The following is a 24289-nucleotide window of genomic DNA, read 5'->3' as shown; positions in this document are numbered from 1 at the left end:
GCTGGGATAGCCTAGCGGAAGGTTCTGGGGCGGGCAGCTCCAGATTGTGTGCAGTTCTGCCAGCAAATTGTTCAAAAAATGTGCATGCCGTTTGAGGCGCGAATTGTAGAATGCCGGCAGCCCGGAGAACCCGTCATGTCCGCCCCCGCCAAAGCCGAACGCCCGATGACCGACGCCGAGATCGTGGAGGCGTATCTGACGGCCTCGATGATACCCGATCCTGACGCGGCCGCGGCCTATATGAAGCCGGGCACGGTGATCACGTTCACCGGCGGGCGCGAGTTCGATCATCCGCGCGGGCCGACCGGCTTCAACGCCAAACGCTATCGCTGGGTGAAGAAGAGGATGGACCGGTTTGACGTCTGTCCGGGCACGGATGAGACCGTGGTCTACAGCGTCGGCACGCTCTATGGCGAGTGGATGGACGGCACGCCGTTCGAGGGCAACCGCTATGTCGACCGCTTCGTCGTCAGAGGAGGCCAGATCGTGAAGATGGATGTCTGGAACGACAGTGCCGAACGCATTCTGGTTCAGCGAGGCATTGAAGCCTAGCGCGCATGATCCGGAAAAGTGCGCAGCGGTTTTCCGACAAGATCATGCGCAAAGTAAGAAAGGCCAAAGCGCAATTCATTGCGCTTTAGCGTCGTGCGACCTTCGGCAGCTTGACGACGCGGTCGCTTGTCACTTCGTCCGCATAGGGCGCCAGAATATCGAGCAGGTCGCGGCCGCGTTGCGGGGTGGGCGCCACCAATGCGCGATTGGCCACGGAATCGAGGTGATGATGCATCAAGTCCATCACCTTGGCCTCATCGCCCTTGGCCAGCGCTGAAATGATGGCGCGGTGCTCGTTGATGGCGCATTCGGTCGAGTGCGGCCGGCTGTAGAGCGATAGCGTCAGGCAGCAGCGATAGGCGACCTCGCTGACATAGCGCACCAGGATCGGGCTGTTCGTCATCTGCGCGAGCAGGATGTGGAATTCGGTGGCGAGCCGGATCGAGACCGCATCCGTGCCGCCGCGTGCGCCGTCCTCGGCGTCGACATGGGCGTTCAGCTCGGCGATCTGGGCCTTGGTCAGCTTGCCCGCGAGCTGGCGGACGACGAGGCCTTCGAGCTGGATGCGGATATCGAAGGCATCGCGCGCCTCCTGCCAGCTTGGCGTCGCCACGACAGCGATCCGGTTGCGGCGGAGCTCGACCAGGCCTTCGGCGGCGAGTTGCCCCAGCGCGTGGCGGGCAATGGTGCGGCTGACGCCGAAGCGCTCGCCGAGCGAATCCTCCGGCAGCTTTGCGCCGGGCTCGAGCGCCTGCTCGATGATCGCGCGCCTGAGCGCGCGGCAGATCACGCTGACCTTGTCGGATGGTTCAGACGTCTTGCTGGTGGGGCGCGCCGCCATCGGCGAATCCTTGAGGGGAGGGTCGAAAGCACTCTTTAGCACAGCCCCGGCGCAATCCAGCGCTCCAATTGCATGCAGTTTGATATTCAGATTGCCTAAATCGAATCCGGCCATCCAGCGGGTCAATTGGGCAAATCATTGATTTTGCCGGGACGGACGATTGGCACCCAGCTTGCATGCACTTTGGCTGTGATGCGCATGCAACCCCACACCCAATTTGACGGCCAGCCCGTTCCCGAGGGACCCGCCGCGACCGCCATCGAGCTGTCGGAGGCCGCCGTGACCTTCGGGCGCGGCGACCGCGCCGTGCCCGCTCTGTCGCAGACCACGCTGCGGATCGCCGACGGCGAGTTTGTCGCACTGGTCGGCCCGTCCGGATGCGGCAAATCGACCATCCTGCGTCTCGTCAGCGGCCTGGTGCAGCCGACCAGCGGCGTCGTCATCGTCGGCGGCCGCGAGGTGGCGGCGCGGGCGATGCGGGTCGGCATGGCGTTCCAGAACCCGACCATGCTGCCGTGGATGACGATCGAGCGGAACATCATGCTGCCGCTGAAGATCGTCGAGCCGTTCCGCTCCAATTTCCGCAAGCTGCGCAAGACCGAGTTTCGCGACAAGGCCAATGCGCTGCTGGAGCAGGTCGGCCTCAAAGGCTTTGGCAATCGCTATCCCTGGCAGCTCTCCGGCGGCATGCTCCAGCGCGCCAATCTCTGCCGCGCGCTGATCCACGAGCCGCGCATGCTGCTGCTCGACGAGCCCTTCGGCGCGCTCGACCAGTTCACCCGCGAGGAGCTGTGGGCGATCCTCCAGAACCTCTGGATGACGCACAAGCCGACGGTGCTGCTGGTCACCCACGATCTGCGCGAGGCCGGCTTCCTTGCCAGCCGCATCTGCGTGATGAGCGCGCGTCCCGGCCGCATTCTCGACGACAGCCGCGTCGACTTCGCGCGGCCGCGTACCGTCGCCATGACCTTCGAGCCGGATTTCGTCGCGCTGAACCAGAAGCTGCGCGCCTTCATCGAGGATGCGCGCAGCGCTAGCCGGCAGGGGACAGGCTGATGTTCGGAATCGATATCAGGCAGAAGGCGTGGTCGGCCGGGCTGATCGTGCTGTTCTTCGTCGCCTGGGAGCTGCTCTGCCTGATGACGGGCATGTCGGACCTGGTGCTGCCGCGGCCCTCGCAGGTGTTCGTGACGCTGTTCCAGCGTTTTCCGGTGCTGTGGCCGCATATCGTGCAGACGCTGGCGACCACGATGTTCGGCTTCGTCCTTGGCGTCGCGCTCGGTGTCGCCCTTGGTGCCATCATCGGCGTCTCCAAGACGGCCTATGACACCTGCTATCCGCTGCTGATCGGCTTTTCCTCGATCCCCAAGGTCGCGGTGGTGCCGATCTTCGTGCTGTGGTTCGGCTCGGGCACGGTGCCTGCGGTGCTGACCGCGCTGTCGATCTGCTTCTTCCCGATCGTGGTCAACATCGCCACGGGTCTTGCGACCACAGAGCCCGAGCTCGAGGATGTGCTCAAGGCGCTCGGCGCCAGCAAGCTCGACATTCTCTGGAATGTCGGTCTGCCCAGGACCATGCCGTTCTTCTTCGCTTCGCTGAAGGTTGCGATCTCCTACGCTTTCGTCGGCGCGGTGCTGTCGGAGACGGTCGCCTCCAACCGCGGCATCGGCAACGTCATGATGACCGCGTCGTCCAATTTCAACGTGCCGCTGGTGTTCGCCGGCCTGTTCGTGCTCGCCGGTCTCGGCGTCGCGCTCTACGTCGTGTTCTCGCTGATCGAAGGGCGCGTCACCGGCTGGGCGACGCGCAAGAACGACGTGATCGCCACCTGATTTTTCCAACCGTCACGCAATGAATCTTGAGGAGGTCTCGATGTTGAGAAGAGTAACTGCCGCGCTGCTGGGATTGGCCCTGTCCACGGGCGCTGCGATGGCCCAGGAAACCACGATCAAGTTCACGCTGGGCTGGAAGACCCAAGGCAGCGACGCCGCGTTCTTCTACGCCAAGGACAACGGCTATTTCAAAGAGGAAGGCCTCAACGTCGTCATCGACCAGGGCGAGGGCTCCGGAGCCACCGTCACGCGGATCATGTCGGGCGCCTATGACGCCGGATTCGGCGACGTCAACGCCATCATCCAGAACGCCTCGACCAAGCCGCAGGACGCACCCGTCATGGTCTACATGATGTGGAACCAGCCGCCCTTCGCGATCGTCGCCAAGAAGACCAGCGGCATCAACACCATCAAGGATTTTGAGGGCCACACCCTCGGCGGCGCGCAGGGCACGCCGACGACGCGCCTGTTGCCGGTGTTCACGCGCAAGAACGGCCTCGACAACGAGAAGATCAAGATCTCCAACATGGCGCCGAACCTGCAGGAGCCGATGCTGATCAAGGGCGACATCGATGCAGCCCTTGTCTTCAACATCACCAGCTATTTCAACCTCGTGCTCAACCGCCAGGACCCCGACAAGGACTTCAAATGGTTCTCGTTCGGTGAGTACGGCCTCGACCTCTATTCCAACGGCGTGATGGTGTCGAAGAAACTGATCGCGTCGAATCCGAAGGCGGTGGCGGGCCTCGTCCGCGCCATCAACAAGGGCGCGATTGCGGTCGCCAAGGACCAGAACGCGGGCATGAAGGCCGCGCTGAACTATGACAATCTGATCGACGTCGCGGTCGAGAAGCGCCGGCTGCAATATTCCTTCGACAAGCTCATCGTCTCGCCGGAGATGAAGGAGATCGGCATCGGCGACATCAAGGACGACCGCATGACGCGCGCCATCGGCATCGTGGTCGAGGGCTATCAGCTCGCCCGCGCCCCGACGCCGGCCGAAGTGTTCTCGCGCGAATTCCTGCCGCCGCGCGCGGAGCGGGAGCTGGTGTATACTGCCAACTAAACCTGGAGAGACGGTCATGGCCACGGAGATTTCGGCAACCAGCCTGTTCCGTGGCCCTGATCACGGCGTCAGCGATAGAGTCGTGCTGCGGCACGACGGCGGTGTGATCACAGACATTGCGGAAGGAGCGGGGCCTGGCAGCGACCCACGCTCCTTCGTCATTCCGGCCTTCGTCAACGCCCACGATCACGCCCGCGCGACCGCGTCGTCCTTCGGCGCGGTCGGCATGCCCCTGGAAGGCTGGATCCTGCGAACCGCGCTCGGCACACCGGTCGATCCCTATATGACGGCAGCGTCCGCGCTGGCCCGCTCGGCCAAGGCAGGCTGCGCGGCCATGATGGTGCACTACACCCGCCCGAGCGGGACGATGCCGCTGCTTGATGAGGCCAAGGCGATCGCCAAGGCCGCATCCGACGTCGGCATCCGCATCGCCTTTGCGCTCGCGGTGCGCGACCAGAATCCGATCGTCTATGGTGACGCCGAGCCGTTGCTCGCGGGACTTCCCGGCGACGACCGCAAGACCATCGAAGAGCTCTTCGTCCGCGCGCCGATGTCGCCGAAGGTCTATATCGAGATAACTGACGCGATCGCCGCGGCCATCGCCGGCCCGATGGTGGATGTGCAGCTCGGGCCTGCCGGCGTGCAATGGTGCTCGAAGCCGCTGCTGGAAGCGGTGGCGGAGAACTCGGCGCGGACCGGCCGCCGCATCCACATGCATCTGCTGGAGACCGTGTATCAGCGCGCCTGGGCCGACCAGCATTTTCCGGACATGGTGCGGTGGCTGCGCGACATCGGCTTCCTCTCGGAGCGGCTGACGCTGGCGCATTGCATCCATGCAAGGCCGGACGAGCTGGAGATGATCGCCGCGTCAGGCGCACGTATCGTCACCAATTTCAGCTCGAACATGCATCTACGCTCGGGTCTCGCCCCGATCGCCGCCGCGCACACATGCGGCTGTGCCATCGCGGTCGGCGTCGACGGCCTCGCGCTGGACGAGGACGACGACATCCTGCGCGAGATGCGGCTGGTGCAGATGGCCCATGGCGGCCTCGGCTTCAAGCAGACCTGGACGCCGGCGGAACTGTTCGCGCTCGCCATCCGCAATGGGCGCCGCGCGACCGGCGCGCCCGGGAGCGGCGAGCTCGTGGCCGGCAACCCCGCCGACTACGTCGTGATAGATCTCGACCGGCTCGACCGCGACCGGATCATGCCGGTCGATCCTATGGCGCTGCTGTTCGCGCGGGGCAATGCGTCGCTGGTGAAGGAGGTCGTGGTCGCTGGCCGGACGATCGTGAGGGACGGGGTCTGTCTCGGCGTTGACCTGCCGGCGATCGAGCAGGAGTTGCGGGGCATGTACCGCGCCAATGTCGGCAAGCTCGAAGGTTTTCAGCGGCTATGGCCGCCGCTGTCGGAGCGGCTGGGCGGCTGGTTCGAGCAGCAGCTGACATGCGAGTGACGCAACCGGGGATTACGCGACCGGGTTGTATATAAAAGAGCGATAGCTGCTAGACGCCGCCTCGTCTGGCGGCGGGCGCCTGTCTGGGCTAACACCTCCGCGACCGCGTCTCGACACGAGTCGATGACCCCATCAAGGAGCCCCCGATGCGTCTTCCCACCGTTCTCCTGGCCGTCACCTGTCTTGCCGGCGCGGCGTCTGCCGAAGACCTCACCGGCACGCTGCAGAAGGTCAAGGAGACCAAGAAGATCACGCTGGGCTATCAGGAAGCGTCGGTCCCGTTCAGCTATCTCGACGGCAACCAGAAGCCTGTCGGCTTTGCCATGGACATCTGCCTGAAGATCGTCGACGCGGTAAAGAGGCAGCTCGCCACGCCCGACATTGCCGTCGACTATGTCGCTGTGACCTCGTCGAACCGCATCCCGTTGATGGTCAACGGCACGCTCGACCTGCATTGCTCGGCCACCACCAACAATGCCGACCGTCAGAAGCAGGTGGCTTTCACTAACACGCACTTCCTCAGCGCGACGCGCTTTGCCGCCAAGAAGGCTTCGAAGATCAATACCATCGACGATCTCAAGGGCAAGGCCGTCACGGCCGTGGCGGGATCGGTCAACCTGAACCAGCTCGCCAAGGTCAATACAGAGCGCAATCTCGGCATCAGGATCATGCCGGCCGTGGATCAGGCCGAGGCGTTCCTGCTGCTCGAGACCGATCGCGCCCAGGCCTACGCACTCGACGACGTCCAGCTCGCGGTCGCGATCGCGCGCTCGAAGGAGCCGGCCCTGTACATGATGAGCGAGGAGGCGTTTGCGAAAGCCGAGCCGTTCGGGATCATGCTGCGACGGGAGGACGCGCCGTTCAAGACGCTGGCCGACCGCGCCACCGCCGAGCTCTACGCGAGCCCGGAGATCGAGGTGCTCTATCGGAAGTGGCTGGAATCGCCGACGCCGCCGAATGGCATCAACTACAATGTCCCGATCTCGCCGGCCCTGCGCAACGCCTTCAAGAACCCGAGCTCAAGCGCCGATCCGGACGTGTACGTAGTGAAGTGAGGCGAGGGCTTTAGGCTTTATTGGAGCATGACCTTTTCGGAAAACCGCTTCGCACTTTTCCGGATCATGCTCTAGCGGGCGCGCGGCGTGTCCAGCAGTTGCCCCGCCAGCGCTGCGCCGACCGCCGCGATGGCGGCCATGGCAAGCGCCCAAGTCGCGAACAGCCGATGACCGATCAGCGCGCCGCTCAGCAGCGGGGCGCTGATATTCGCGCCCGACATCAGCGACTGGTTGAGGCCCATGATCATGCCCTGGCGGTTGATCGCGGTCGAGCGCGACAGCTCCGCCGTCAGCGTGCTCCGCGCGAACATGGTGCCGACGATGATCAGCGTCAGCTCGATCGCGAGCAGGCTGATATTGCTGCCGGCCGCAAGGCCCGCAAATCCGAGACCCATGCAGGCGAACGCCGCCACCACGATGCTGCGGTCGGAGGCGATGATGTTGGCGCGGGTGATCAGCAGACCCTGGACCACCATATTGATGAAGCCGGCATAGGCGAACATCCAGCCGAGCTCACGCGCGCCGAAAGGATGCCCGTCCCAGGAGAACCGCGCCGACAGGAACAGGCCGATCTGCGACAGGAACATCGAGTTGACGAAGAAGAACACGATGAGCAGGCCGAGCAGCCGCCAGGCGTAGCGCATGCCGAAGAGGCTGCGGGCCAGCGTCGGCTCCGGCACGCGATGCTGGTAGAGCGGCTCGGCGCCCGGATGGTCGGGCGGGAGCAGGGCCATGGTCGCGACGATGCTGATCAAAGAGAGCGCGGCCGCGGCCCACACCGGCGCGGTCTGGCCGTAATGAACGAGAAAGCTCGACAGGGCGGGGCCGAGCAGCAGCCCGGTGCCGATGGCGCCGCTGGTCATGCCGAGCGCCTGCTTGCGGGTAGCCGGCGCGCTGTGCTCGGCGGCATAGGCGTGGGCGACCGAGATGTTGCCTGACGTCAGGCCGTCGATGATCCGCGCCAGAAACACCAGCGTGAGGTTGCCCGCGAGCGCGAGCAGGACGAAGCCGATCAGCGTGCCGATCTGGCTGACGAGCAGAACCTTCCGACGGCCATAGCGGTCCGAGAGCATGCCGACCACGGGCCCGGCGATGAGCTGGCAAACGGCATAGGCCGAGATCAGGGCGCCGATCATGAACGGCGTCGCGCCGAGCCGCTGCGAGTAGAATGGCAGCAGCGGCAGGATGATCCCCATGCCCGTGGCATCCACGGCGACGACGACGAAGGTCGGCATCAGCGTCAATGCGCTGTCGCCGGCGGTCGTCTGCGCTGCCTGTGCCGGGGAACCCGGTCCCATCGTGCCGTCCTCGTTCGCTTTTGCGTGATCGCTGCGGCGATACCGGGTTATATAGTTGCACCCTAATAGTTCGTGTCCTATCTAATTTGCATGGCACCCTCGCAAGGCTTTATCCACGCCGAGATCGGCCGGCTCATCACGCGCCTCGGCCGGATCTGGCGTCGCGAGTCGGATCAGGCGCTGTCCGATCACGGCCTATCCTACGCGACCGCGATTCCGCTGCTGGTGCTGTCGCGCCAGGGCGAAAACGTGCGCCAGGGTGTGCTCGCCGACGAGCTCGGCATCGAGGGGCCGTCGCTGGTCCGGCTGATCGACCTGCTCCAGGCCGAGGGCCTCGTGGAGCGCCGCGAGGACCCGACCGACCGTCGTGCCAAAACGCTACATTTGACGAAAGCGGGCGAGGCCAAGGTCGAGGAGACCAACCGCGTGTTGCGGCGGGTGCGGGCCAGCTTGCTCAAGGATATCGGCGCGGACGAACTTGCGATAACCTTCGAGACGCTTCAGCGCATCGAACAGCGGGCCAGTCGCCTGCACGAGTTAAAGACTGGTCCCGAGGCGAAATAGCCATGCGCACGGATGAGTCGTTTCTGGTCCGCCATGCGGACCTGATTTTTGCTTTGAAGACGTTCGCCGCGGCGATGCTGGCGCTCGTCATCGCGCTCGCGATGGACTTGCCGCGGCCCTATTGGGCGATGGCGACCGTCTACATCACCTCGCAGCCACTGGCGGGCGCGACCAGCTCGAAGGCGTTCTTCCGCGTGCTGGGCACGCTGATCGGCGCGACCATGACGGTGGCGCTGGTGCCGAACCTGATCGATGCGCCCGAATTACTGTGCCTTGCCATCGCGCTCTGGGTCGGGCTCTGCCTCTATCTGTCGCTGCTGGATGGCACGCCGCGCAGCTACGTCTTCATGCTCGCCGGTTACACGGTGGCGCTCATCGGCTTTCCCTCGGTGTCCGAGCCCGGCGCCATCTTCGACACCGCCGTGGCAAGGCTCGAGGAAATCTCGCTCGGCATCATCTGCGCCAGCCTGGTCTCGACCATCGTGTTCCCGCGCAGCGTCGCGCCGGCGGTGGCGCACCGCGTCGACACCTGGCTTGCGGACGCACGCCGCCTCAGCCAGGTCGTGCTGCTGCAGGAGGGCACCAACGAGACCCGTCGCGGCAAGCGCCTCAAGCTTGCGACCGACATCGTCGAGATCGACACGCTATCCACCCATCTTGCCTATGACCGGCTGACCGACCGCAACGCGGTGACGGGCCTCGGCGAGATCCGCCTGCGCATGTTGATGCTGCTGCCGGTGATCGCCTCGCTCGAGGACCGGCTGGCTGCGCTCGGGGAGGAGGCGCTGCGCCGGCAGCCCGAGCTGAAACGGCTCCTGGAAGACCTCGCGCAATGGATCGTGAGCGATGTCAGCGCACGCCAGCCCGCCGAGCGCATCCGCGCCATGATCGCCGAGCAGCAGGCGGTGCTCGACGACAGCGCGTCCTGGGAGCGGATCATCACCACCAGCCTGCTGTCGCGGCTGCGCGAGCTGGTCGACCTCTCGCGCGATTGCCGTGAGCTGACCGAGGCGATCGCCGACAACCGCAACGTCTCGACCCTCAAACTTGCCTTCCAATCCGAAGCCGGCGCCGCGCCCGTGCGCCACCGGGATCGCGGCCTTGCGCTGTGGTCCGCGGCGGGCGCCGCCGCGGCGATCCTGATCTGCTGCGCGTTCTGGATCGGCACCGGCTGGCCGGACGGTGCATCGGCGCCGATGATGGCCGCGGTGGCCTGCTCGTTCTTCGCCGCGCAAGATGAGCCCGCGCGCTTCATCCGCAGTTTCGGCCTGTGGTCGCTGGTCGCCATCGTCGTGGTCGCGATCTATTTGTTCGCGCTGGTGCCGGCGATCTCCCATCTCGAGGTCCTCATCGTCGCGCTGGCGCCGACCTTTTTGCTCTATGGCTTCCTGATCGGCCGGCCGGCGACGGCGGGCACCGGCATGGCGCTCGCGGCGAACACCGCGACCTTGCTCGCGATCCAGTCGACCTACAGCGCGGACTTCGCGTCCTACGCCAACTCCGCCGTCGCCTTCTTCGTCGGCGTCCTCATCGCCGAGATCGTGACGCGGATTGCGCGCGGGGTGGGGGCGGAGTGGATCGCCAATCGGCTGGTGCTGTCGAACTGGAAGACCATCGCGGTTGCGGCCGAGCGGCGCGGCAAGCGCGACCGCGCGGAGTTCGCCGGCCTCATGCTGCACCGGCTCGGGCTTCTGGTGCAGCGGATCGCGTTCCTGTCGGAGAGTGATCGCCGCGATACCGACAGTCTCGTCCAGCTTCGTATCGGCATCAACATCATCGATTTGCGCCGGGCGCGCTACGGCCTTGCAGTATCGACCATCGCTGTCATCGACGACATGCTCGATCAGCTTGCCATGGCCTGCCGCAGCTATGCGGGCGAGGGGATGCCGGCCGCGCTGCTGACGAGCGTCGACCGGGCGCTGGCCCAGGCCGTGAAAGATCCGAACGACAGCGCGCGCGAAGACGCCCTGATCGGTCTCGTCGGCATCCGCCGCGGCCTGTTCCCGGATGCGCCGGCCTATCGGCCGCGCGCGGAGAGTGTTGCGGCATGAGATATGTGATCGACATTTACGGCGTGCTGGTGCCGGCGTTGCTGCTGTGGATCATCGTCGCCTATGTGCTCAGCGCATTTCTGCGCCGTCTCATGCAGCGCTTCGACCTCTACCGGCTGGTCTGGCACCGCGCGCTGTTCGATTTTTCGATTTTCGTCTGCCTTCTGGGCGTCGTCGTCTATCTCTCGGAGTATCTCTCATGAAGGGGAATTTTGCCTGGCTTGCCCGCCTCGCGCTGACAATCCTCGCCGTCGTCGCCGCGGTCGGCGTTGGCCGCGAGCTCTGGGTCTACTACATGGAATCGCCATGGACCCGCGACGGCCGCGTGCGCGCCGACGTGGTCCAGGTAGCGCCCGATGTATCAGGCTTCGTCACGGAAGTGCTGGTCAAGGACAACCAGAAGGTCCGCCGCGGCGATGTCCTGTTCAAGATCGATCGCGAGCGCTTTGCGCTGGCGCTGCGGCAGGCCGACGCGTCGGTCGCGGGTCATCAGGCCACGCTGGATCAGGCCAATGCCGATTTGAAGCGCTACAGTGCGCTGACGACCGATGCGGTGTCGCAGCAGAAGCAGGAGCAGGTGCTGGCGACCCAGCTCCAGGCCAAGGCGGCCTTCGATGCAGCCGTCGCCGACCGGGCCGTTTCCCAGCTCAACCTCGATCGCAGCGAGGTCCATGCCTCCGTGAACGGCGTGATCACCAACATGGATCTGCGCCCCGGCGCCTACGTCACGGCCGGGAAGGGCGTAATGGCGCTGGTCGACACCGACACGCTGCATGTCGAGGGCTATTTCGAGGAAACGAAACTCGCGCGCATTCGCATCGGTGACAGGGTTCAGGTGCGCCTGATGGGCGAGAAGGTCACGCTGCCGGGCCATGTCGAGAGTATCGCCGCCGGCATCGAGGACCGCGACCGCGCCGAAGGCGCCAGCATGCTCGCCAACGTCAACCCGACCTTCAGCTGGGTGCGCCTCGCCCAGCGCGTCCCGGTACGCATCGCGCTGGATCCGGTGCCTGAAGCCATGTCGCTGGTGGCCGGACGTTCGGCGACGGTGGAGGTATTGGACTAACGCTGGCGCGGGCGGAGTCGCGTTTGGGTTGGGGAAAAACTGGCAACAAGCGTTTCCATGCCAAATAGTGGAGCTAATCCTGTCTCGCGTGTGTGAGTCGGGGGAGCTGCATTGGGCGTTTGGTTTTTATTCCTCGCGGCCTGCGTGGTTGGCGCGTTGCTCCTCTTGGCATTCTGCCGATAGGACCGACAGCGGATGCACTTGTTGCTGCGAAGCATCATCGAACCGCTGAATAGCGGTTCCAGTCGAATGGTTTTTGACTGTGCAAGGATGAGCGCGTTCACTCCCGGCGTTGGAGGCGGACGTGAGTTGGTTGCTTGTATTGATCATCGCCGCGAGTGCAATGGTGTTGATCGCTCATGCGATTGACGCGATGCGTTCCTGATGCTCTTCGAGAATCGCTTTGGTCGGTAGTCGAGTAAGCCACGAGAATGTTCCGAGGCCAGCGAGCATTAGTTCGAGGAACTTGGCCCTGTAACCCAAGGTTGTTGGAGCAGGAGGATTACGATCATGCTTATGTTTTATCTGCCAATCATAATCTTAAACGCGATGCTTGAAGCAATTGCGGAGCAAGAGAATGTGCCGGTATCCGTCGATGAGCCGCCAAGCTTCGACTAGACTCCGATCCCAACGCGTCGGCTTCATTCTTTACTGACCGGCCAACGCCGCCTCAGGCATTCGAATACTTCTTCAGCTCGAACCGTGCGATCTGGTTGCGATGAACCTCATCCGGTCCATCCGCCAGCCGTAGCAACCGCGCCGTCGCATAGGCCTGCGTCAAACCGAAATCATTCGACGTGCCGCCGCCGCCATGGGCCTGGATCGCCCAGTCGATGATCTGGCAGGCCATGTTGGGCACGGCGACCTTGATCATCGCGATCTCGGCTTTCGCGACCTTGTTGCCGACCGTGTCCATCGCATAGGCCGCGTTGAGCGTCAGCAGCCGGGCCTGCTCGATCATGATGCGGGCTTCCGCGATGCGCTCCTGGGTCACGGTCTGCTCGGAGACGGGTTTGCCGAAAGCGATGCGGCTACGCACGCGGCGGCACATCTTTTCCAATGTGCGTTCGGACAGGCCAATCAGCCGCATGCAGTGATGGATGCGGCCGGGGCCGAGGCGGCCCTGCGCGATCTCGAAGCCGCGGCCTTCACCGAGCAGCATGTTGTCCTTCGGCACCCGCACGTTGGTGAAGATGACTTCGGAGGCCCGGTCGGGCACGCCGTAGAAGCCGAACACGGGCAGGGGACGCTTCACCTCGATGCCGGGCGTATCCATCGGCACCAGGATCATGGATTGCTGCTTGTGGCGGTCGGCATTGTCAGGGTCGGTCTTGCCCATGAAGATGCAGATTTTGCAGCGCGGGTCGGTCGCGTTCGTCGTGTACCATTTGCGGCCGTTGATGATGTAATGGTCGCCGTCGCGCACGATCGAGCTTTCGATGTTGGTCGCATCCGATGACGCGACCGCCGGCTCGGTCATGGCGAAGCAGGAGCGGATTTCACCTGCGAGAAGGGGCTTCAGCCAGCGCTCCTTGTCTTTCTCCGAACCGTAGCGTTCGAGGACTTCCATGTTCCCCGTGTCGGGCGCCGAGCAGTTGAACACTTCGGGCGCCAGATGCGAGCGGCCCATGACTTCGCAGAGCGGAGCATATTCGAGATTGGTGAGGCCGGCGCCGTGGCTGGACTCCGGCAGGAACAGGTTCCAGAGGCCTTCGGCGCGCGCGAGCGGCTTGAGCTCTTCGACGACGGGATAGACTTTCCAGGGCCCGAGCTCTTCCGCCTCGCGATAGAACTGCTCCTCGTTCGGATAGATGTGCCGGTCCATGAAACTTTCGAGCTTGCGCTTGAGCTCAACGACTTTGGGCGCCATCGGGTAGAGCATCATCGTCTCCTTGAGCGATCGGCGAATTGTCTTGAGCGTGATCTTCCGGAAAACCGCTGCACACTTTTCCGGATCACGCTCTATGCGATTTCCAGATAGTCCGGGCCGGGCAGTTCCGGGAAGGGCGCCGTCGGCAGCGTCTGGTACCAGAACGCGACCGAGGCGATGTCGTCCTGCAACGGCAGATATTTTCCGTCCCTCGCGCCGGGCAGCCAGCCCAGCGCCTGGATCGTCACGCGCAGGTCGCTCTGGAAGCGCACGGGGTCGGGGATGTGCCAGCGATACAGGCCAAAGCGCTGCTGCGATCTATAGACGCCATCGGGGCGGATCACCTGCGGCAGGCCGGCATAGGGCGTGGTGAATTCCTGGTAGCGCGATTGCTTCGCCTCGCCCTGGCCGGAATGGGCGACATAGGGATCGAAATTATAGGCCCCGCAGAAATAGTCCTCGGTGCCGGTGCCGCAGATGGTCGGGAAGGCGCCATCACCGTTGATGAAGAATTTGATCTCGCCTTCGCCCCACCAGCCATTGTTGTTGACGCCCCAGGCCATGTAGGTGCCGACATAGTGGCCGGCGCCGGCCACACCATCGAGGATGGTGTAGACCTCCTTGTAGGGCAGCGGGTTGGTGCGGCGGAACTGTGCGTGGAAATAGGCGCAGTCTTCCGGTACGTCGGTCAGGGTGTAGTTGATCTGGTAGTAGATCGTGATCTGCTCCTCGCTGCGGTTCTCCAGCGTGAAGCGCGCGCGCTTGCGGAACGGCATTTCCCAATAACAGTTGAAGGCGCGGCCGGGATTGACGCAGACTGCGAGCGAGGAGACCTGTGCGAACTCCTCCCAGCCGCAAGCAAAGAAATCGCCGGCCGGGCATTCCACGCTCGGCAGCGTCTGGTCGTCCCAGTAGATGCGCAGGATCGAATGGCGCAGCCGTCCGCGCGCCAGCGTCATCCAGATCTGCTGGATCGCGCCCTGGCCCTCGATGTCGGCGAGGGTGAAGGTCGCACCGGGCTCGATCAGGACATAGGGCGAGACCTTCCAGCCCTGTCCGAGATCGCGCGCCTGACGCGCCGCGGGGCCGTCGACGGACATGCCGCCCTTGCCCTTCTCGCCCGAAAAATTCTCCGGGCTGATCGAGCGCGACTGCGCGTTCGACAGGCGCGACAGATTGCCGAGATGCAGGCCCAATCCGGAAAACGCCATGGTGTCCTCGATAAGGGGTTAGCGACGTCCCGATATATCGCTCCCGAACTGACCAAAAGATGAAGACGATCGCGCACGAAAAGACCTTGTGCCGCCTTCGTAGCCCGGATGGAGCGCAGCGCAATCCGGGATTCGTCCGCACGGGCGGTTGTGCGATGCGGTTGGTCTGGCCCCGGATTACGCTGCGCTTCATCCGGGCTACGGGCTGATCGCACGCGGTTCAAGCGACGCGATACTCCCTAAATTTTTCGCGCAGCGCCGACTTCAGCACCTTGCCGGTGCCGGTCATCGGGAATTCGTCCAGGAATTCGACGGCGTCCGGCATCCACCAGCTCGCGATCTTCGGCCGCATGTGATCAAGAGGGTCTTGCCGTCGACGGTCGCGCCCTTCTTGCGGACGACAAGGAGCAGGGGACGCTCCTGCCACTTCTCATGCGCGATGGCGACGACGGCGGCTTGCAGCACGTCGGGATGCGACAGCGCGATGTCCTCGAGCTGGATCGAGGAGATCCATTCGCCGCCGGATTTGATCACGTCTTTGGAGCGATCGGTCAAGGTGACGTGGCCCTGCGGATCGATCACGGCCATGTCGCCGGTGATCAGCCAGCCGTCGCGATCGAGGCCTTCATCGAGCTTCATGTAGCCCGAAGCAACCCATGGTCCGCGTGCGCGCAAATGTCCGACGGTCTTGCCGTCGCGCGGCAGCTCGGTGCCGCCATCGTCGACGATGCGCAAGGCGGTGCCGAAACAGGCGCGGCCCGAGACCTGACGCCGGTCGAACCTCTCCTTGTCGCCGAGATGCTCCGAGCCGGGCCGCAGGCCCGGCATCGAGCAGCCCAGCGCTTCGGTCATACCCCAGGCCTGGATGTAGTCGATGCTGTACTCGCGCTTGAGCTTCTCGACCATCGCGCGCGGCGGCGCCGAGCCCGACGACAGCGTCGTGCGCAGCGTCGTGAATTTGTTACCGGTGCGGCCGAGCCAGTCGAGCAGGATCAGCCAGAAGCTCGGCACGCCCGCCGAGAGCGTCACCTTCTCGCCTTCGAGCAGCTCGTAGAGCTTGTCCGGCTCGTAATTGCGGCCGGGCAGCACCAGCTTGGAGCCGGTATAGGGCGCGGTGAACGGCATGTTCCAGCCGTTGCCGTGGAAGAGGGGCGCCATCGGCATCATCACCTCGCGCACGCCTTCGACATGGCCCGGCAGGAAGTCGAAATTGCAACAGGTCATGGTCTGCAGGATCGCGGCGCGGTGCGAATAGATCACGCCCTTCGGATTGCCTGTGGTGCCCGAAGTGTAGCAGATCGTCGACGCCGACTTTTCGTCGAACTCCGGCCAGGCGAAGCCGGCCTCATTTTCCTTCGCCAGCAGCTCCTCGTAGCAATGTACGTTGGTGAGCTTGGTCTCCGGCATCCGCTCGCGCGAGGACATCACGACGAAGGCCTCGATCGTCGTCAGTTGCGGCGCGATCGCCTCGACCAGCGGCAGCGTGGCGCGGTCGATGAACAGCAGCCGGTCTTCAGCGTGATTGATGATGTAGACGAGCTGCTCGGGAAACAGTCTGGGATTGATGGTGTGCAGCACATAGCCCATGCCCGGCGCGGCATAGAACATCTCGAAATGGCGGTGCGTATTCCAGGCCAGCGTGCCGACGCGGTCGCCCGGCTTCATGCCGAGCCGCTTCAACGCCAGCGCCATGCGCTTGATGCGCGGATGGGCGTCCGCATAAGTATAGCGATGGATATCGCCTTCGATCTCGCGCGCGACGATCTCGGCCTCGCCGTGATAGTCGGCGGCGTACTGGATCAGGCCGCTGATCAGCAGCGGCATATCCATCATCAATCCCTGCATGGTCTCCTCCGGATCGCCGCGTCGTTGCGTGGCGTGTGTTCGTGATTTGCGAGGGAGGTTAGCGGAACGTCACGCGGCGTTCACGCAAAAAACGGCAGACGTGATTGCATGCGTCACTTTTTCAGGGCTAACGTGCGCCGAGCTGTCGGCGAAGCAGCGCGCGCCGTGGAGGAAATGGATGTCAGCGGAAAGACACAAGACCGGTACAGCCGGCGCACCTACGATCGATGTTTCCGCACTCCGTGCGCGCTATCGCGACGAGCGCGACCGTCGCCTGCGCGCCGAGGGCAAGGCGCAATATGTCGAGGTCAAAGGCGACTTCAGTCGCTACCTCGACGATCCCTGGGCCGATCCCGGATTTGCGCGCGCACCTGTCACTGAAGAGACAGAGGTGCTCATCGTCGGCGGCGGCTTCGGCGGCCTGTTGTGCGGCGCGCGTTTGCGCGCGGCCGGGATCGATGATTTTCGCATGGTGGAAAAGGCCGCCGATTTCGGCGGCACCTGGTACTGGAATCGCTACCCCGGTGCGGCCTGCGACACCGAGAGCTACATCTACCTGCCGCTGCTCGAAGAGACCGGCTACATGCCGGTGCGCAAATATGCGCGGGCGCCGGAGATCTACGAGCACTCCCGCCGCATCGGTCGTCACTTCGGCCTCTACGAGCGAGCGCTATTCCAGACCGTCATCTCGCGGATGAGTTGGCAGGAGCAGGAGGCTCGCTGGCTGGTCGAGACCGATCGCGGCGATCGCATTCATGCGCGCTTCGTCATCCTCGCCGGCGGCCCGTTGAGCCGGCCGAAGCTGCCGGGCATTCCCGGCATCGAGACGTTCAAGGGCCACAGCTTCCACACCAGCCGCTGGGACTATGGCTATACCGGCGGCACCGCCGACGGGGATCTCACCGGTCTCGTCGACAAGCGCGTCGGAATCATCGGTACCGGCGCCACCGCCGTGCAATGCGTGCCGCATCTCGGCCGCGCCGCGAAGGAGCTCTACGTCTTCCAGCGCACGCCATCGGCGATCGGCGTCCGCGACGACCGGCCGACGGATGAGGGCTGGGCGCAGAGCCTCAAGCCCGGCTGGCAGCGCGAGCGCATGGACAATTTCACGGCGGTGATCTCGGGTGAGCCGTTCGAGCGGGATCTGGTGCAGGACGGCTGGACTGGCCTGCTCGGCGAGATCCTGCTGGCGCCGCGCCGCCAGCCGCAGCCGGTAAGCTCGATGGAGGAGGCGCTGAAGGTCATCGAGCGGGCCGACTACCGCAAGATGGAGGAGATCCGCGCCCGCGTCGACGCCGTCGTGAAGGACGAGGCGGCCGCTGCGGCGCTCAAGCCCTGGTACAAGGCGTTCTGCAAGCGGCCATGCTTTCATGACGAATATCTCGACACTTTTAATCGTCCCAATGTGCATCTCGTCGACACCAAGGGGCAGGGCGTCGAGCGCATCACCGAGAATGCCGTCGTCGTTGACGGCGAGGCCTACGAGCTCGACTGCCTGATCTATGCCAGTGGTTTCGAGGTCGGCACTGACTACGCTCGCCGCATGGGGTTTGAGGTCTACGGCCGCGACGGCGTGAGCCTGTCCGAGCGCTGGCAGGGCGGCGTCAAGACGCTGCACGGCTTCTACAGCCGCGGCTTCCCCAACTGCTTCCTGATCGTCACGGTGCAGGCTGGCCAGAGTGCCAACTTCCCGCACATCATCGACGAGCAGTCGCAGCACATCGCCTATGTCATCGCCGAGGCGCGCAAGCGCAAGGCGCGGACGCTGGAGCCGACGCTGGCCGCCGAAAACGCCTGGGTCGACGAGGTCGTCAAGGCCGCGGTCGGCCGCCAGACCTATCTGGCCGAATGCACGCCGGGCTATTACAACAACGAAGGCGTGTTCGATCCGATCGCGGCGAGAAACAGCCAGTACTGGCGCGGCCCGATGGCGTTCCTGCGGCTGCTCGACAAATGGCGCAAGGAGGGCAATCTGGACGGGTTGGAATTGACCGCTGAGGGCGCGGCTTGAGCGGCATGATCCCGGCCCCGTCAGGCGCGACCCGGCTTTACGTCATCGTCGGCGATCCCATCGCGCAGGTGCGCTCGCCGGCGGGCGTGTCGGCGGCGTTTGCTGCGCGGGGGCACGACGGCATTCTCGTGCCCGCGCAGGTCGCGCCGGCGGATTTGCCTGATTTCCTGTCGGTGGCAACGCGGCTGAAGAATCTCGACGGGATCGTCGTGACCATCCCGCATAAATTTGCCTGTTATCAGGCCTGCACCAGCGCGACCGAGCGCGCCCACTTTTTGCGCACCGTGAACCTGATGCGCCGCCGCGCCGATGGATCATGGCATGGCGACATGGTGGACGGTCTCGGCTTCGTCGGCGCGGCGCGGGCCAAGGGGATCAATCCGCGCGACATGCGGGCGCTCCTGGTCGGCGCTGGCGGCGCGGGCTCGGCGATCGCGCTGGCGCTGGTCGAGGCCGGCGTCCGCGAGCTTGCCATCCACGACAGCGCACCCGAACGCCGCGACGCGCTGATCGGCCGGCTCAACGCCCTCGGCAAGGCGCCGGTGCGGGCCGGCACCATGGACCCCGCGGGCTTCGATTTTGTCGCCAATGCGACCCCGGTGGGGATGAAGGATGGCGACCCGCTGCCGGTCGACGTCGCGCACCTGGCGCCGGCTTCCTATTGCGGCTGCGTGATCACCAAGCCCGAGATCTCGCCCTTCATCGCCGCGGCCCGCAGGATCGGTTGTGTCACCGGGACCGGCACCGACATGTACCAGCAGCAACAGGGCATCATGGTGGATTTCCTGCTGGGCGCGGACGGCGCGTGAGTTGCCGCTGTCAAGCGCTTTGCTTGGTTCGATTGGTGCCAGCAGGGCTTGAGCGACGGCAAATGACGTAGGATCATGCGCCTGCGCGAGCCGGTCGCGCGGCAGTGAGAGGAATGAGCAATGATCAAGGGCAGGACAGTCGCAACATCAGTGATCGGTGCGACCGCGCTGTTACTCTCTCTGCCCGTGGCGAACGCCGCGCAATGCGGCAGCTCGCCGGCCGGCTTCGAGGCCTGGAAGCGCGAGTTCAGCGCGGAGGCGCAAGGCAAGGGCATCGGCCAGACCGCGATCGCGGCGCTGATGCAGACCAATTACGCCAGCGCCACCATCGCGGCCGACCGCGGCCAGCGCAGCTTCTCGCTGTCGCTCGACCAGTTCCTCGCCAAGCGCGGTGCCACCACCATCGTTGCCAAGGGGCGGCAGCTCAAGCAGTCGCAGGCGGCCCTGTTCGCCTCGATCCAGCAACGCTACGGCATTCCGCCCGGGCCGTTGATCGCGATCTGGGGCATGGAGACCGGCTTCGGCAGCCAGCGCGGCAACCAGAACATGCTGTCGTCGATCGCGACCCTTGCCTATGATTGCCGCCGTCCCGAATTCTTCACCGACCAGCTCTATGCCGCGCTGAAGCTGATCGACCGCGGCGCGCTCACGGGGGCGACCCGCGGCTCCATGCATGGCGAGGTCGGCCAGACCCAGTTCATGCCCAAGAACATCCTGGCTTACGGCACCGGCAATCTCGATGTCGCCGCCAACGCGCTGAACTCCACCGCTAACTTCCTGAAGGCCCATGGCTGGCGTGCAGGAGCCGGTTACCAGCCGGGCGAGCCGAATTTCGCCGCCATCGAAGCCTGGAATGCCGCGGGCGTCTATCAGAAGGCGATCGCGCTGATGGGACGGCAGATCGACGAGGGCGGCGCGGCGGCTTCGCGCTGAGCTGCTCAGCAAGGCGTGATGCGCCGGCGCGAGAAAGTTGTTGCCATTGGGAACTGACGGCACGAGGTTTGCTTTGATCAGGTTCGGGGCTGGGCATGAGGAGACTCAACGATGGCAACCCAGATCGTGATGGACCAGACTGGCGATACGCGCCATGAGTTTGATCCTGGCAATGCCGAAGCACTGGCGCGGGCCGAACAGCGCTTTCGGGAGTTGACGGGAGCCGGCTTTACCGCCGCCTTCCGCACCGGGCCCGGCGAAGTGACCCGTATCAAATCGTTCGACCCGACCGCGCAGGAAACGCTGTTCTATCCTCGCCTGGTCGGCGGCTGATCTGAGCTGCTCATGTTCGCGGCACTGTGGTTCCGCGCGCCTGCGCGTGCCCGCCTGCATGCGCTGCGCGAACTCTACCGGCGCTTCTTCGGCGAGAACACGCCGGATGCGCGCGGCCGCCGTCTGCTCGCGGATTGGCTGACGCCGGCGCAGCGCGCGCAATTCGAGCAGCATCGCTATTTCGATGTGATCGGCTGCGATAGCGGCAAGACCTATCGCATCCATTACGGCACCGCCGCCAACGTCCATGAGATCGACGGCGACGGGCACGCGACGATGGGGTGGTGTTTCGTGCCCTCGGGCTTCCTGGTGCCGGGCGATGTCATGCTGGCGCAGAAGATTGCGCTCGAGACCGACGAGAACGGCGCGCTCGCGCTCGCCAACCGGTTTCCGCCGGCAACGCACTCAGAACATTTTTACCGCCGGCCGTTCTAGCGCTGGCCGGCCGCTTCGATCAGTGCGTGGTGCGATAGGCATCCAGCGCATGTGCGGCGAAGACGCCGATGCTGCAAAGGGCGAGCAGGCCTGAGATCAGCTCGATCATAGCTCGTCCTCCTCCAGCCGGAGGGCGACAAGATTTTGGCAGCAGGCATAGTCGCGGATGAGGTCCAGAAAGAACTGCATGGTGGCCGTCCCTGTCTATTTATTTTGATAACCACCTAACCGGCGATCTGTTTCAGGCGTGTTTCGTCGCATCAGGAAAGGGGTTTCTCGGGGAACCGGAGGGCTGGCTTGTGCGACGCGAAGCCGCTATGTCCCGCTTCTGGACATCCAGATTCTGGCAATCCTTTCAGCCGCAGCCCCGGCGGGCGGCGCATCACATTGCGAGGCAAAATTGTGGCGCAAAAGATCCCGGCGCAAGTTGAGTGGTTCGACGATCTCACCATCGGAATGCGGTTCGAATCGCCGGAGGTCGTGGTTACCGAGGCCGACATCAAGCGCTTCGCCGCCGAGTACGATCCGCAGCCGATGCACCTCGACCACGAGGCCGCCAAGGACACCCTGTTCAAGGGGCTCGCTGCGTCGGGATGGCACACCGCCGCGATCGCCATGAACCTTGCGATCCAGGCCCGTCCGTTCGGCCCGCATCCGCTGATCGGTGCCGGCGTCGACGGCCTGCGCTGGACCATGCCGGTGCGCCCGAATGACCGGCTGCATCTGGTCGGGGAGGTGATGAGCCTGACGCCCTCGAAGTCGAAGCCGCAGGGCATCGCGCTGGTGAAATGGACCATGTTCAACCAGAACGGCGAGGAGGTTTACACCTTCACCCCGATCGCGATCGTGCCGCGGCGAGGGTAGGGCCCCGCCGTTCGCCTGGCCTTGCCGCCGCGCCCGACACCCTTGCGGGCTGCCGGGAGAGATGGTCCTCTCCGCGTGGGGGACATGCTGGAGGCTGACATGAGACGATTCCTTCTCGTCGCCGGACTTCTCGCAGGCGTCCTCGGCGCCGCCGCCTTGAGCACAAGGCCTGCGCTTGCGCAGCAGTCCAAGGTCGGCGACTGGACCATCGAGAAGCGCACGCAGGACACGCATTGCAATGCGAGCCGCGGCTACAAGGACAAGGACGACGAGAACCGGGACTACGTCATCGTCATCACCTATTCCGAGAAGGCCATCGTGATCGTGATGATCTATGATGGCTGGGAGTGGGACACGGTCGGCGAGATCCTCCGCGCCGATGTCGGCACCGACGATGCCGACATCATGAAGAAGGCCAAGTGGGAGGTCATGGACAAGACCACCGTGCGCGGCATCTTCGAATACGATCAGTCGATCATGGACCGGCTGTCGAAGGCCAAGCGCCTCACGCTCGACTTCGACGACGATGACGACGACAGCATCGAGATGCAGATCCCGCGTGCCGGCGAGGCGATCGCCGCGCTGAAATTCTGCGAGGAGAACCGGAAGTAAATTGCCAGCTTCCGCGGCTGATCTCGCGGGAGATTTCGGCAACGGGCGATGGCTGCAGCGAGAGGGTGCGTGATCCGGCACACACAGCCCAATCGCTGTTCGTATTTATCCTAGTCTTTGGCGAAAACGTCCAAGCCGCTTTTTGCGCTTGCCGTTACGCAAGGACGATGTTCGATATTCCAGAATCTCACTGCAAGATTTTTTCCTCGTCCAAAGCGGCGATCGGCCGGCCCGTCGCCTTCGTGAGTTCCCGGTGCAACCGCGATCGGGACATCGCGCAGATCGCGGCCGAAGATCGATGACGATGCTCCAGGCAAACCGCTTCTCCTCGCTCGTCGGCGAGATCTACGATGGGGCGGCCAATCCCGCACTGCGCGGCGCCGCGCTGGAGCAGGTTTCGAATTTTGTCGGCGGATGTGCCGCCACCATCCTGTCCCGGGATGAGGCAAGGCGCTCGCTCGAGATTCACCAGCACTTCGGCACCGAGTCCCGGTTCCGCCAGCTCTATCGCGACCGATATGTCGAGCTCGATCCGCTGCTCGACCACCATCTCGGTCTCGCTACGGAACAGGCCGTCGGCGTGACCGACATCATGCCGCATGCGGATTTCGCGGCCACCAGCTTCTATCGCGACTGGCTGGAACCGCAGGGCGCGATCGATCTTGCGACGGTGACGCTCGAGCGATCGGACGCGCGCACCACGATTCTGCAGGTGTTGCGGCATCGCTCGCGCGGCACCGTCGACGAGGCGATGCGCGAGCGGATGCGGCTGCTCGCACCTCACATCCAGCGGTCGCGGGTGATGGGCCGCCAGATCAGGGCGCGCACGCATACCGTGGACGATCTCGCCGATGTTCTCGATGGATTGAGCACGGCGATCTGCCTGCTCGACGCGGAGGGGAGGGTCGTCCATGCCAACGCCGCGTGCCGTCAGCTCTTCGCTGATGCCAATCTGCTCGCGATGGTCGGCGACAGGATCGTGGCCCGCAACACCCAAGCCGACAAATTATTCCGCAACATGCTCGAAATCGTTTCGGACCGCGGAACTGATTCCGTCGCTCGCCGTCAATTCGGGCTCGCGACCTCCGTCGACGGGGAACACTATCTGCTGCACGCCGCGGCGTTGAAGCGGGAACACCATCTGCCGCGCGACATCGCGGCCACCGTGCTGTTCGTTCAGAAGGCCTCGATGCTGCCGTCACTCGTGCCCGACGCAATCGCCTCGGCCTTTCGGCTGACGCCGTCCGAATTGCGCGTGCTGATGGCGATCGTCGAGATCGGCGGTGTGCCGGATATTGCAGCAAAACTAGGCATTGCCGAGACGACGGTGAAGACGCATCTCGGCCGGCTGTTCGAAAAGACCGGCGCCGGCAGGCAGGCCGATCTCGTCAAGATCGCGGCCGGCTTTGCCGCGCCGTTCGTTCAGCGGACGGATCGCGGCAACGACGCGGTGTGATCCATTTCACAGCGTGAGGGCTGAGACCGCGCAATCTCAATCCATCGTGATGAGCAAGGCGCGTGAGTCCTCCGAACGTACGACGCGCATCGTTTGAGACTTTCGTATATGCGCCACGCGAAATGCTGA

22 protein-coding genes and 1 pseudogene are annotated in these 24289 nt (G+C 64.4%); 18 read left to right on the top strand and 5 right to left on the bottom strand.

The window, feature by feature from the left end; translation table 11 throughout:
• The first annotated feature begins 135 nt into the window (after positions 1–135).
• Positions 136–552, top strand: a complete 417-nt coding sequence (locus tag RAD16_RS08305) for a nuclear transport factor 2 family protein (protein WP_458157370.1) — start codon at positions 136–138, stop codon at positions 550–552.
• A gap of 85 nt (positions 553–637) precedes the next feature.
• On the opposite strand, the gene RAD16_RS08300 is transcribed toward RAD16_RS08305, so the two are convergent.
• Complete coding sequence (locus RAD16_RS08300; RefSeq protein WP_458157369.1) at positions 638–1393, bottom strand: GntR family transcriptional regulator; 756 nt, start codon at positions 1391–1393, stop codon at positions 638–640.
• Between the two features lie 198 nt (positions 1394–1591).
• Between RAD16_RS08300 and RAD16_RS08295 the strand changes: the two genes are divergently transcribed.
• The 5 genes from RAD16_RS08295 (at position 1592) to RAD16_RS08275 (ending at position 6802) form a co-directional block, all read left to right on the top strand.
• Complete coding sequence (locus RAD16_RS08295; protein WP_458157368.1) at positions 1592–2449, top strand: ABC transporter ATP-binding protein; 858 nt, start codon at positions 1592–1594, stop codon at positions 2447–2449.
• A complete protein-coding gene (locus RAD16_RS08290) occupies positions 2449–3225 on the top strand; it encodes an ABC transporter permease (RefSeq protein ID WP_458157367.1) in 777 nt (258 codons plus the stop codon). The genes RAD16_RS08295 and RAD16_RS08290 overlap by 1 nt, the downstream gene beginning before the upstream one ends.
• Before the next feature lie 40 nt (positions 3226–3265).
• A complete protein-coding gene (locus RAD16_RS08285) occupies positions 3266–4291 on the top strand; it encodes an ABC transporter substrate-binding protein (protein ID WP_458157366.1) in 1026 nt (341 codons plus the stop codon).
• Between the two features lie 16 nt (positions 4292–4307).
• Positions 4308–5747, top strand: coding sequence for an amidohydrolase family protein (locus tag RAD16_RS08280; RefSeq protein ID WP_458157365.1), 1440 nt, complete (start codon positions 4308–4310; stop codon positions 5745–5747).
• Between the two features lie 146 nt (positions 5748–5893).
• Positions 5894–6802: an amino acid ABC transporter substrate-binding protein gene (locus RAD16_RS08275; protein ID WP_458157364.1), complete on the top strand. Its 909-nt coding sequence runs from the start codon at positions 5894–5896 to the stop codon at positions 6800–6802.
• Between the two features lie 71 nt (positions 6803–6873).
• Here the strand turns inward: RAD16_RS08275 and RAD16_RS08270 are convergent, their stop codons facing one another.
• Positions 6874–8100 (bottom strand): MFS transporter, encoded by a 1227-nt coding sequence (locus RAD16_RS08270; RefSeq protein ID WP_458157363.1) that lies wholly within the window; start codon positions 8098–8100, stop codon positions 6874–6876.
• A 90-nt stretch (positions 8101–8190) separates the two neighbouring features.
• Between RAD16_RS08270 and RAD16_RS08265 the strand changes: the two genes are divergently transcribed.
• From RAD16_RS08265 to RAD16_RS08250, 4 genes are read left to right on the top strand one after another with little or no spacing between them, the layout of a single operon-like run.
• On the top strand, positions 8191–8664 hold the full coding sequence (locus RAD16_RS08265) for a MarR family winged helix-turn-helix transcriptional regulator (RefSeq protein ID WP_458157362.1): 474 nt from the start codon (positions 8191–8193) through the stop codon (positions 8662–8664).
• A 2-nt stretch (positions 8665–8666) separates the two neighbouring features.
• Positions 8667–10715 carry an FUSC family protein gene (locus tag RAD16_RS08260; protein WP_458157361.1) on the top strand — a complete coding sequence of 683 codons (2049 nt, stop codon included), beginning with the start codon at positions 8667–8669 and terminating at the stop codon, positions 10713–10715.
• Positions 10712–10918 carry a DUF1656 domain-containing protein gene (locus RAD16_RS08255; protein ID WP_458157360.1) on the top strand — a complete coding sequence of 69 codons (207 nt, stop codon included), beginning with the start codon at positions 10712–10714 and terminating at the stop codon, positions 10916–10918. Before RAD16_RS08260 ends, RAD16_RS08255 begins: the two co-directional genes overlap by 4 nt.
• Positions 10915–11781, top strand: coding sequence for an efflux RND transporter periplasmic adaptor subunit (locus RAD16_RS08250; RefSeq protein WP_458157359.1), 867 nt, complete (start codon positions 10915–10917; stop codon positions 11779–11781). The genes RAD16_RS08255 and RAD16_RS08250 overlap by 4 nt, the downstream gene beginning before the upstream one ends.
• A gap of 670 nt (positions 11782–12451) precedes the next feature.
• Here RAD16_RS08250 and RAD16_RS08245 read toward each other — a convergent pair.
• The 3 genes and pseudogenes from RAD16_RS08245 to RAD16_RS08235 form a co-directional block, all read right to left on the bottom strand.
• Positions 12452–13663 (bottom strand): acyl-CoA dehydrogenase family protein, encoded by a 1212-nt coding sequence (locus RAD16_RS08245; RefSeq protein ID WP_458157358.1) that lies wholly within the window; start codon positions 13661–13663, stop codon positions 12452–12454.
• 80 nt (positions 13664–13743) lie between these two features.
• Complete coding sequence (locus RAD16_RS08240) at positions 13744–14862, bottom strand: glycoside hydrolase family 172 protein (RefSeq protein WP_458157357.1); 1119 nt, start codon at positions 14860–14862, stop codon at positions 13744–13746.
• Positions 14863–15082: 220 nt separating this feature from the next.
• A pseudogene (locus RAD16_RS08235) lies at positions 15083–16707 on the bottom strand (long-chain fatty acid--CoA ligase).
• A 178-nt stretch (positions 16708–16885) separates the two neighbouring features.
• Between RAD16_RS08235 and RAD16_RS08230 the strand changes: the two are divergent.
• The 8 genes from RAD16_RS08230 (at position 16886) to RAD16_RS08195 (ending at position 24160) form a co-directional block, all read left to right on the top strand.
• Complete coding sequence (locus RAD16_RS08230) at positions 16886–18718, top strand: flavin-containing monooxygenase (RefSeq protein ID WP_458157356.1); 1833 nt, start codon at positions 16886–16888, stop codon at positions 18716–18718.
• A gap of 5 nt (positions 18719–18723) precedes the next feature.
• Positions 18724–19527, top strand: coding sequence for a shikimate dehydrogenase family protein (locus RAD16_RS08225; RefSeq protein ID WP_458157422.1), 804 nt, complete (start codon positions 18724–18726; stop codon positions 19525–19527).
• A 120-nt stretch (positions 19528–19647) separates the two neighbouring features.
• Positions 19648–20460 (top strand): lytic murein transglycosylase, encoded by an 813-nt coding sequence (locus RAD16_RS08220; protein WP_458157355.1) that lies wholly within the window; start codon positions 19648–19650, stop codon positions 20458–20460.
• A 111-nt stretch (positions 20461–20571) separates the two neighbouring features.
• Positions 20572–20793: a hypothetical protein gene (locus RAD16_RS08215; RefSeq protein ID WP_008137329.1), complete on the top strand. Its 222-nt coding sequence runs from the start codon at positions 20572–20574 to the stop codon at positions 20791–20793.
• Between the two features lie 12 nt (positions 20794–20805).
• The gene (locus tag RAD16_RS08210) at positions 20806–21228 is read left to right on the top strand and encodes a hypothetical protein (RefSeq protein ID WP_458157354.1); all 423 of its coding nucleotides are present in this window, start codon (positions 20806–20808) and stop codon (positions 21226–21228) included.
• Positions 21229–21684: 456 nt separating this feature from the next.
• Positions 21685–22092, top strand: a complete 408-nt coding sequence (locus RAD16_RS08205; protein WP_458157421.1) for a MaoC family dehydratase — start codon at positions 21685–21687, stop codon at positions 22090–22092.
• 99 nt (positions 22093–22191) lie between these two features.
• Positions 22192–22704, top strand: coding sequence for a hypothetical protein (locus tag RAD16_RS08200; RefSeq protein WP_458157353.1), 513 nt, complete (start codon positions 22192–22194; stop codon positions 22702–22704).
• 298 nt (positions 22705–23002) lie between these two features.
• Complete coding sequence (locus RAD16_RS08195) at positions 23003–24160, top strand: helix-turn-helix transcriptional regulator (RefSeq protein ID WP_458157351.1); 1158 nt, start codon at positions 23003–23005, stop codon at positions 24158–24160.
• Positions 24161–24289: the final 129 nt, after the last annotated feature.

It is taken from the genome of Bradyrhizobium sp. 18BD (assembly GCF_054185225.1).
The sequence above is the reverse complement of the archived record's forward strand: the minus strand, read 5'-3'. Positions and strand labels throughout refer to the sequence as shown.

Excerpts from the sequence above, each read along its gene's own strand:
- RAD16_RS08245 (WP_458157358.1), bottom strand. The coding sequence starts at position 13,663 with ATGCTCTACCCGATGGCGCCCAAAGTCGTTGAGCTCAAGCGCAAGCTC.
- RAD16_RS08280 (WP_458157365.1), top strand. The coding sequence starts at position 4,308 with ATGGCCACGGAGATTTCGGCAACCAGCCTGTTCCGTGGCCCTGATCAC.
- RAD16_RS08215 (WP_008137329.1), top strand. The coding sequence starts at position 20,572 with ATGGCAACCCAGATCGTGATGGACCAGACTGGCGATACGCGCCATGAG.
- RAD16_RS08260 (WP_458157361.1), top strand. The coding sequence starts at position 8,667 with ATGCGCACGGATGAGTCGTTTCTGGTCCGCCATGCGGACCTGATTTTT.
- RAD16_RS08290 (WP_458157367.1), top strand. The coding sequence starts at position 2,449 with ATGTTCGGAATCGATATCAGGCAGAAGGCGTGGTCGGCCGGGCTGATC.
- RAD16_RS08225 (WP_458157422.1), top strand. The coding sequence starts at position 18,724 with ATGATCCCGGCCCCGTCAGGCGCGACCCGGCTTTACGTCATCGTCGGC.
- RAD16_RS08230 (WP_458157356.1), top strand. The coding sequence starts at position 16,886 with ATGTCAGCGGAAAGACACAAGACCGGTACAGCCGGCGCACCTACGATC.
- RAD16_RS08265 (WP_458157362.1), top strand. The coding sequence starts at position 8,191 with ATGGCACCCTCGCAAGGCTTTATCCACGCCGAGATCGGCCGGCTCATC.
- RAD16_RS08205 (WP_458157421.1), top strand. The coding sequence starts at position 21,685 with ATGCGGTTCGAATCGCCGGAGGTCGTGGTTACCGAGGCCGACATCAAG.
- RAD16_RS08200 (WP_458157353.1), top strand. The coding sequence starts at position 22,192 with ATGAGACGATTCCTTCTCGTCGCCGGACTTCTCGCAGGCGTCCTCGGC.
- RAD16_RS08255 (WP_458157360.1), top strand. The coding sequence starts at position 10,712 with ATGAGATATGTGATCGACATTTACGGCGTGCTGGTGCCGGCGTTGCTG.
- RAD16_RS08285 (WP_458157366.1), top strand. The coding sequence starts at position 3,266 with ATGTTGAGAAGAGTAACTGCCGCGCTGCTGGGATTGGCCCTGTCCACG.
- RAD16_RS08250 (WP_458157359.1), top strand. The coding sequence starts at position 10,915 with ATGAAGGGGAATTTTGCCTGGCTTGCCCGCCTCGCGCTGACAATCCTC.
- RAD16_RS08220 (WP_458157355.1), top strand. The coding sequence starts at position 19,648 with ATGATCAAGGGCAGGACAGTCGCAACATCAGTGATCGGTGCGACCGCG.
- RAD16_RS08300 (WP_458157369.1), bottom strand. The coding sequence starts at position 1,393 with ATGGCGGCGCGCCCCACCAGCAAGACGTCTGAACCATCCGACAAGGTC.
- RAD16_RS08270 (WP_458157363.1), bottom strand. The coding sequence starts at position 8,100 with ATGGGACCGGGTTCCCCGGCACAGGCAGCGCAGACGACCGCCGGCGAC.
- RAD16_RS08295 (WP_458157368.1), top strand. The coding sequence starts at position 1,592 with ATGCAACCCCACACCCAATTTGACGGCCAGCCCGTTCCCGAGGGACCC.
- RAD16_RS08210 (WP_458157354.1), top strand. The coding sequence starts at position 20,806 with ATGTTCGCGGCACTGTGGTTCCGCGCGCCTGCGCGTGCCCGCCTGCAT.
- RAD16_RS08305 (WP_458157370.1), top strand. The coding sequence starts at position 136 with ATGTCCGCCCCCGCCAAAGCCGAACGCCCGATGACCGACGCCGAGATC.
- RAD16_RS08275 (WP_458157364.1), top strand. The coding sequence starts at position 5,894 with ATGCGTCTTCCCACCGTTCTCCTGGCCGTCACCTGTCTTGCCGGCGCG.
- RAD16_RS08240 (WP_458157357.1), bottom strand. The coding sequence starts at position 14,862 with ATGGCGTTTTCCGGATTGGGCCTGCATCTCGGCAATCTGTCGCGCCTG.
- RAD16_RS08195 (WP_458157351.1), top strand. The coding sequence starts at position 23,003 with ATGACGATGCTCCAGGCAAACCGCTTCTCCTCGCTCGTCGGCGAGATC.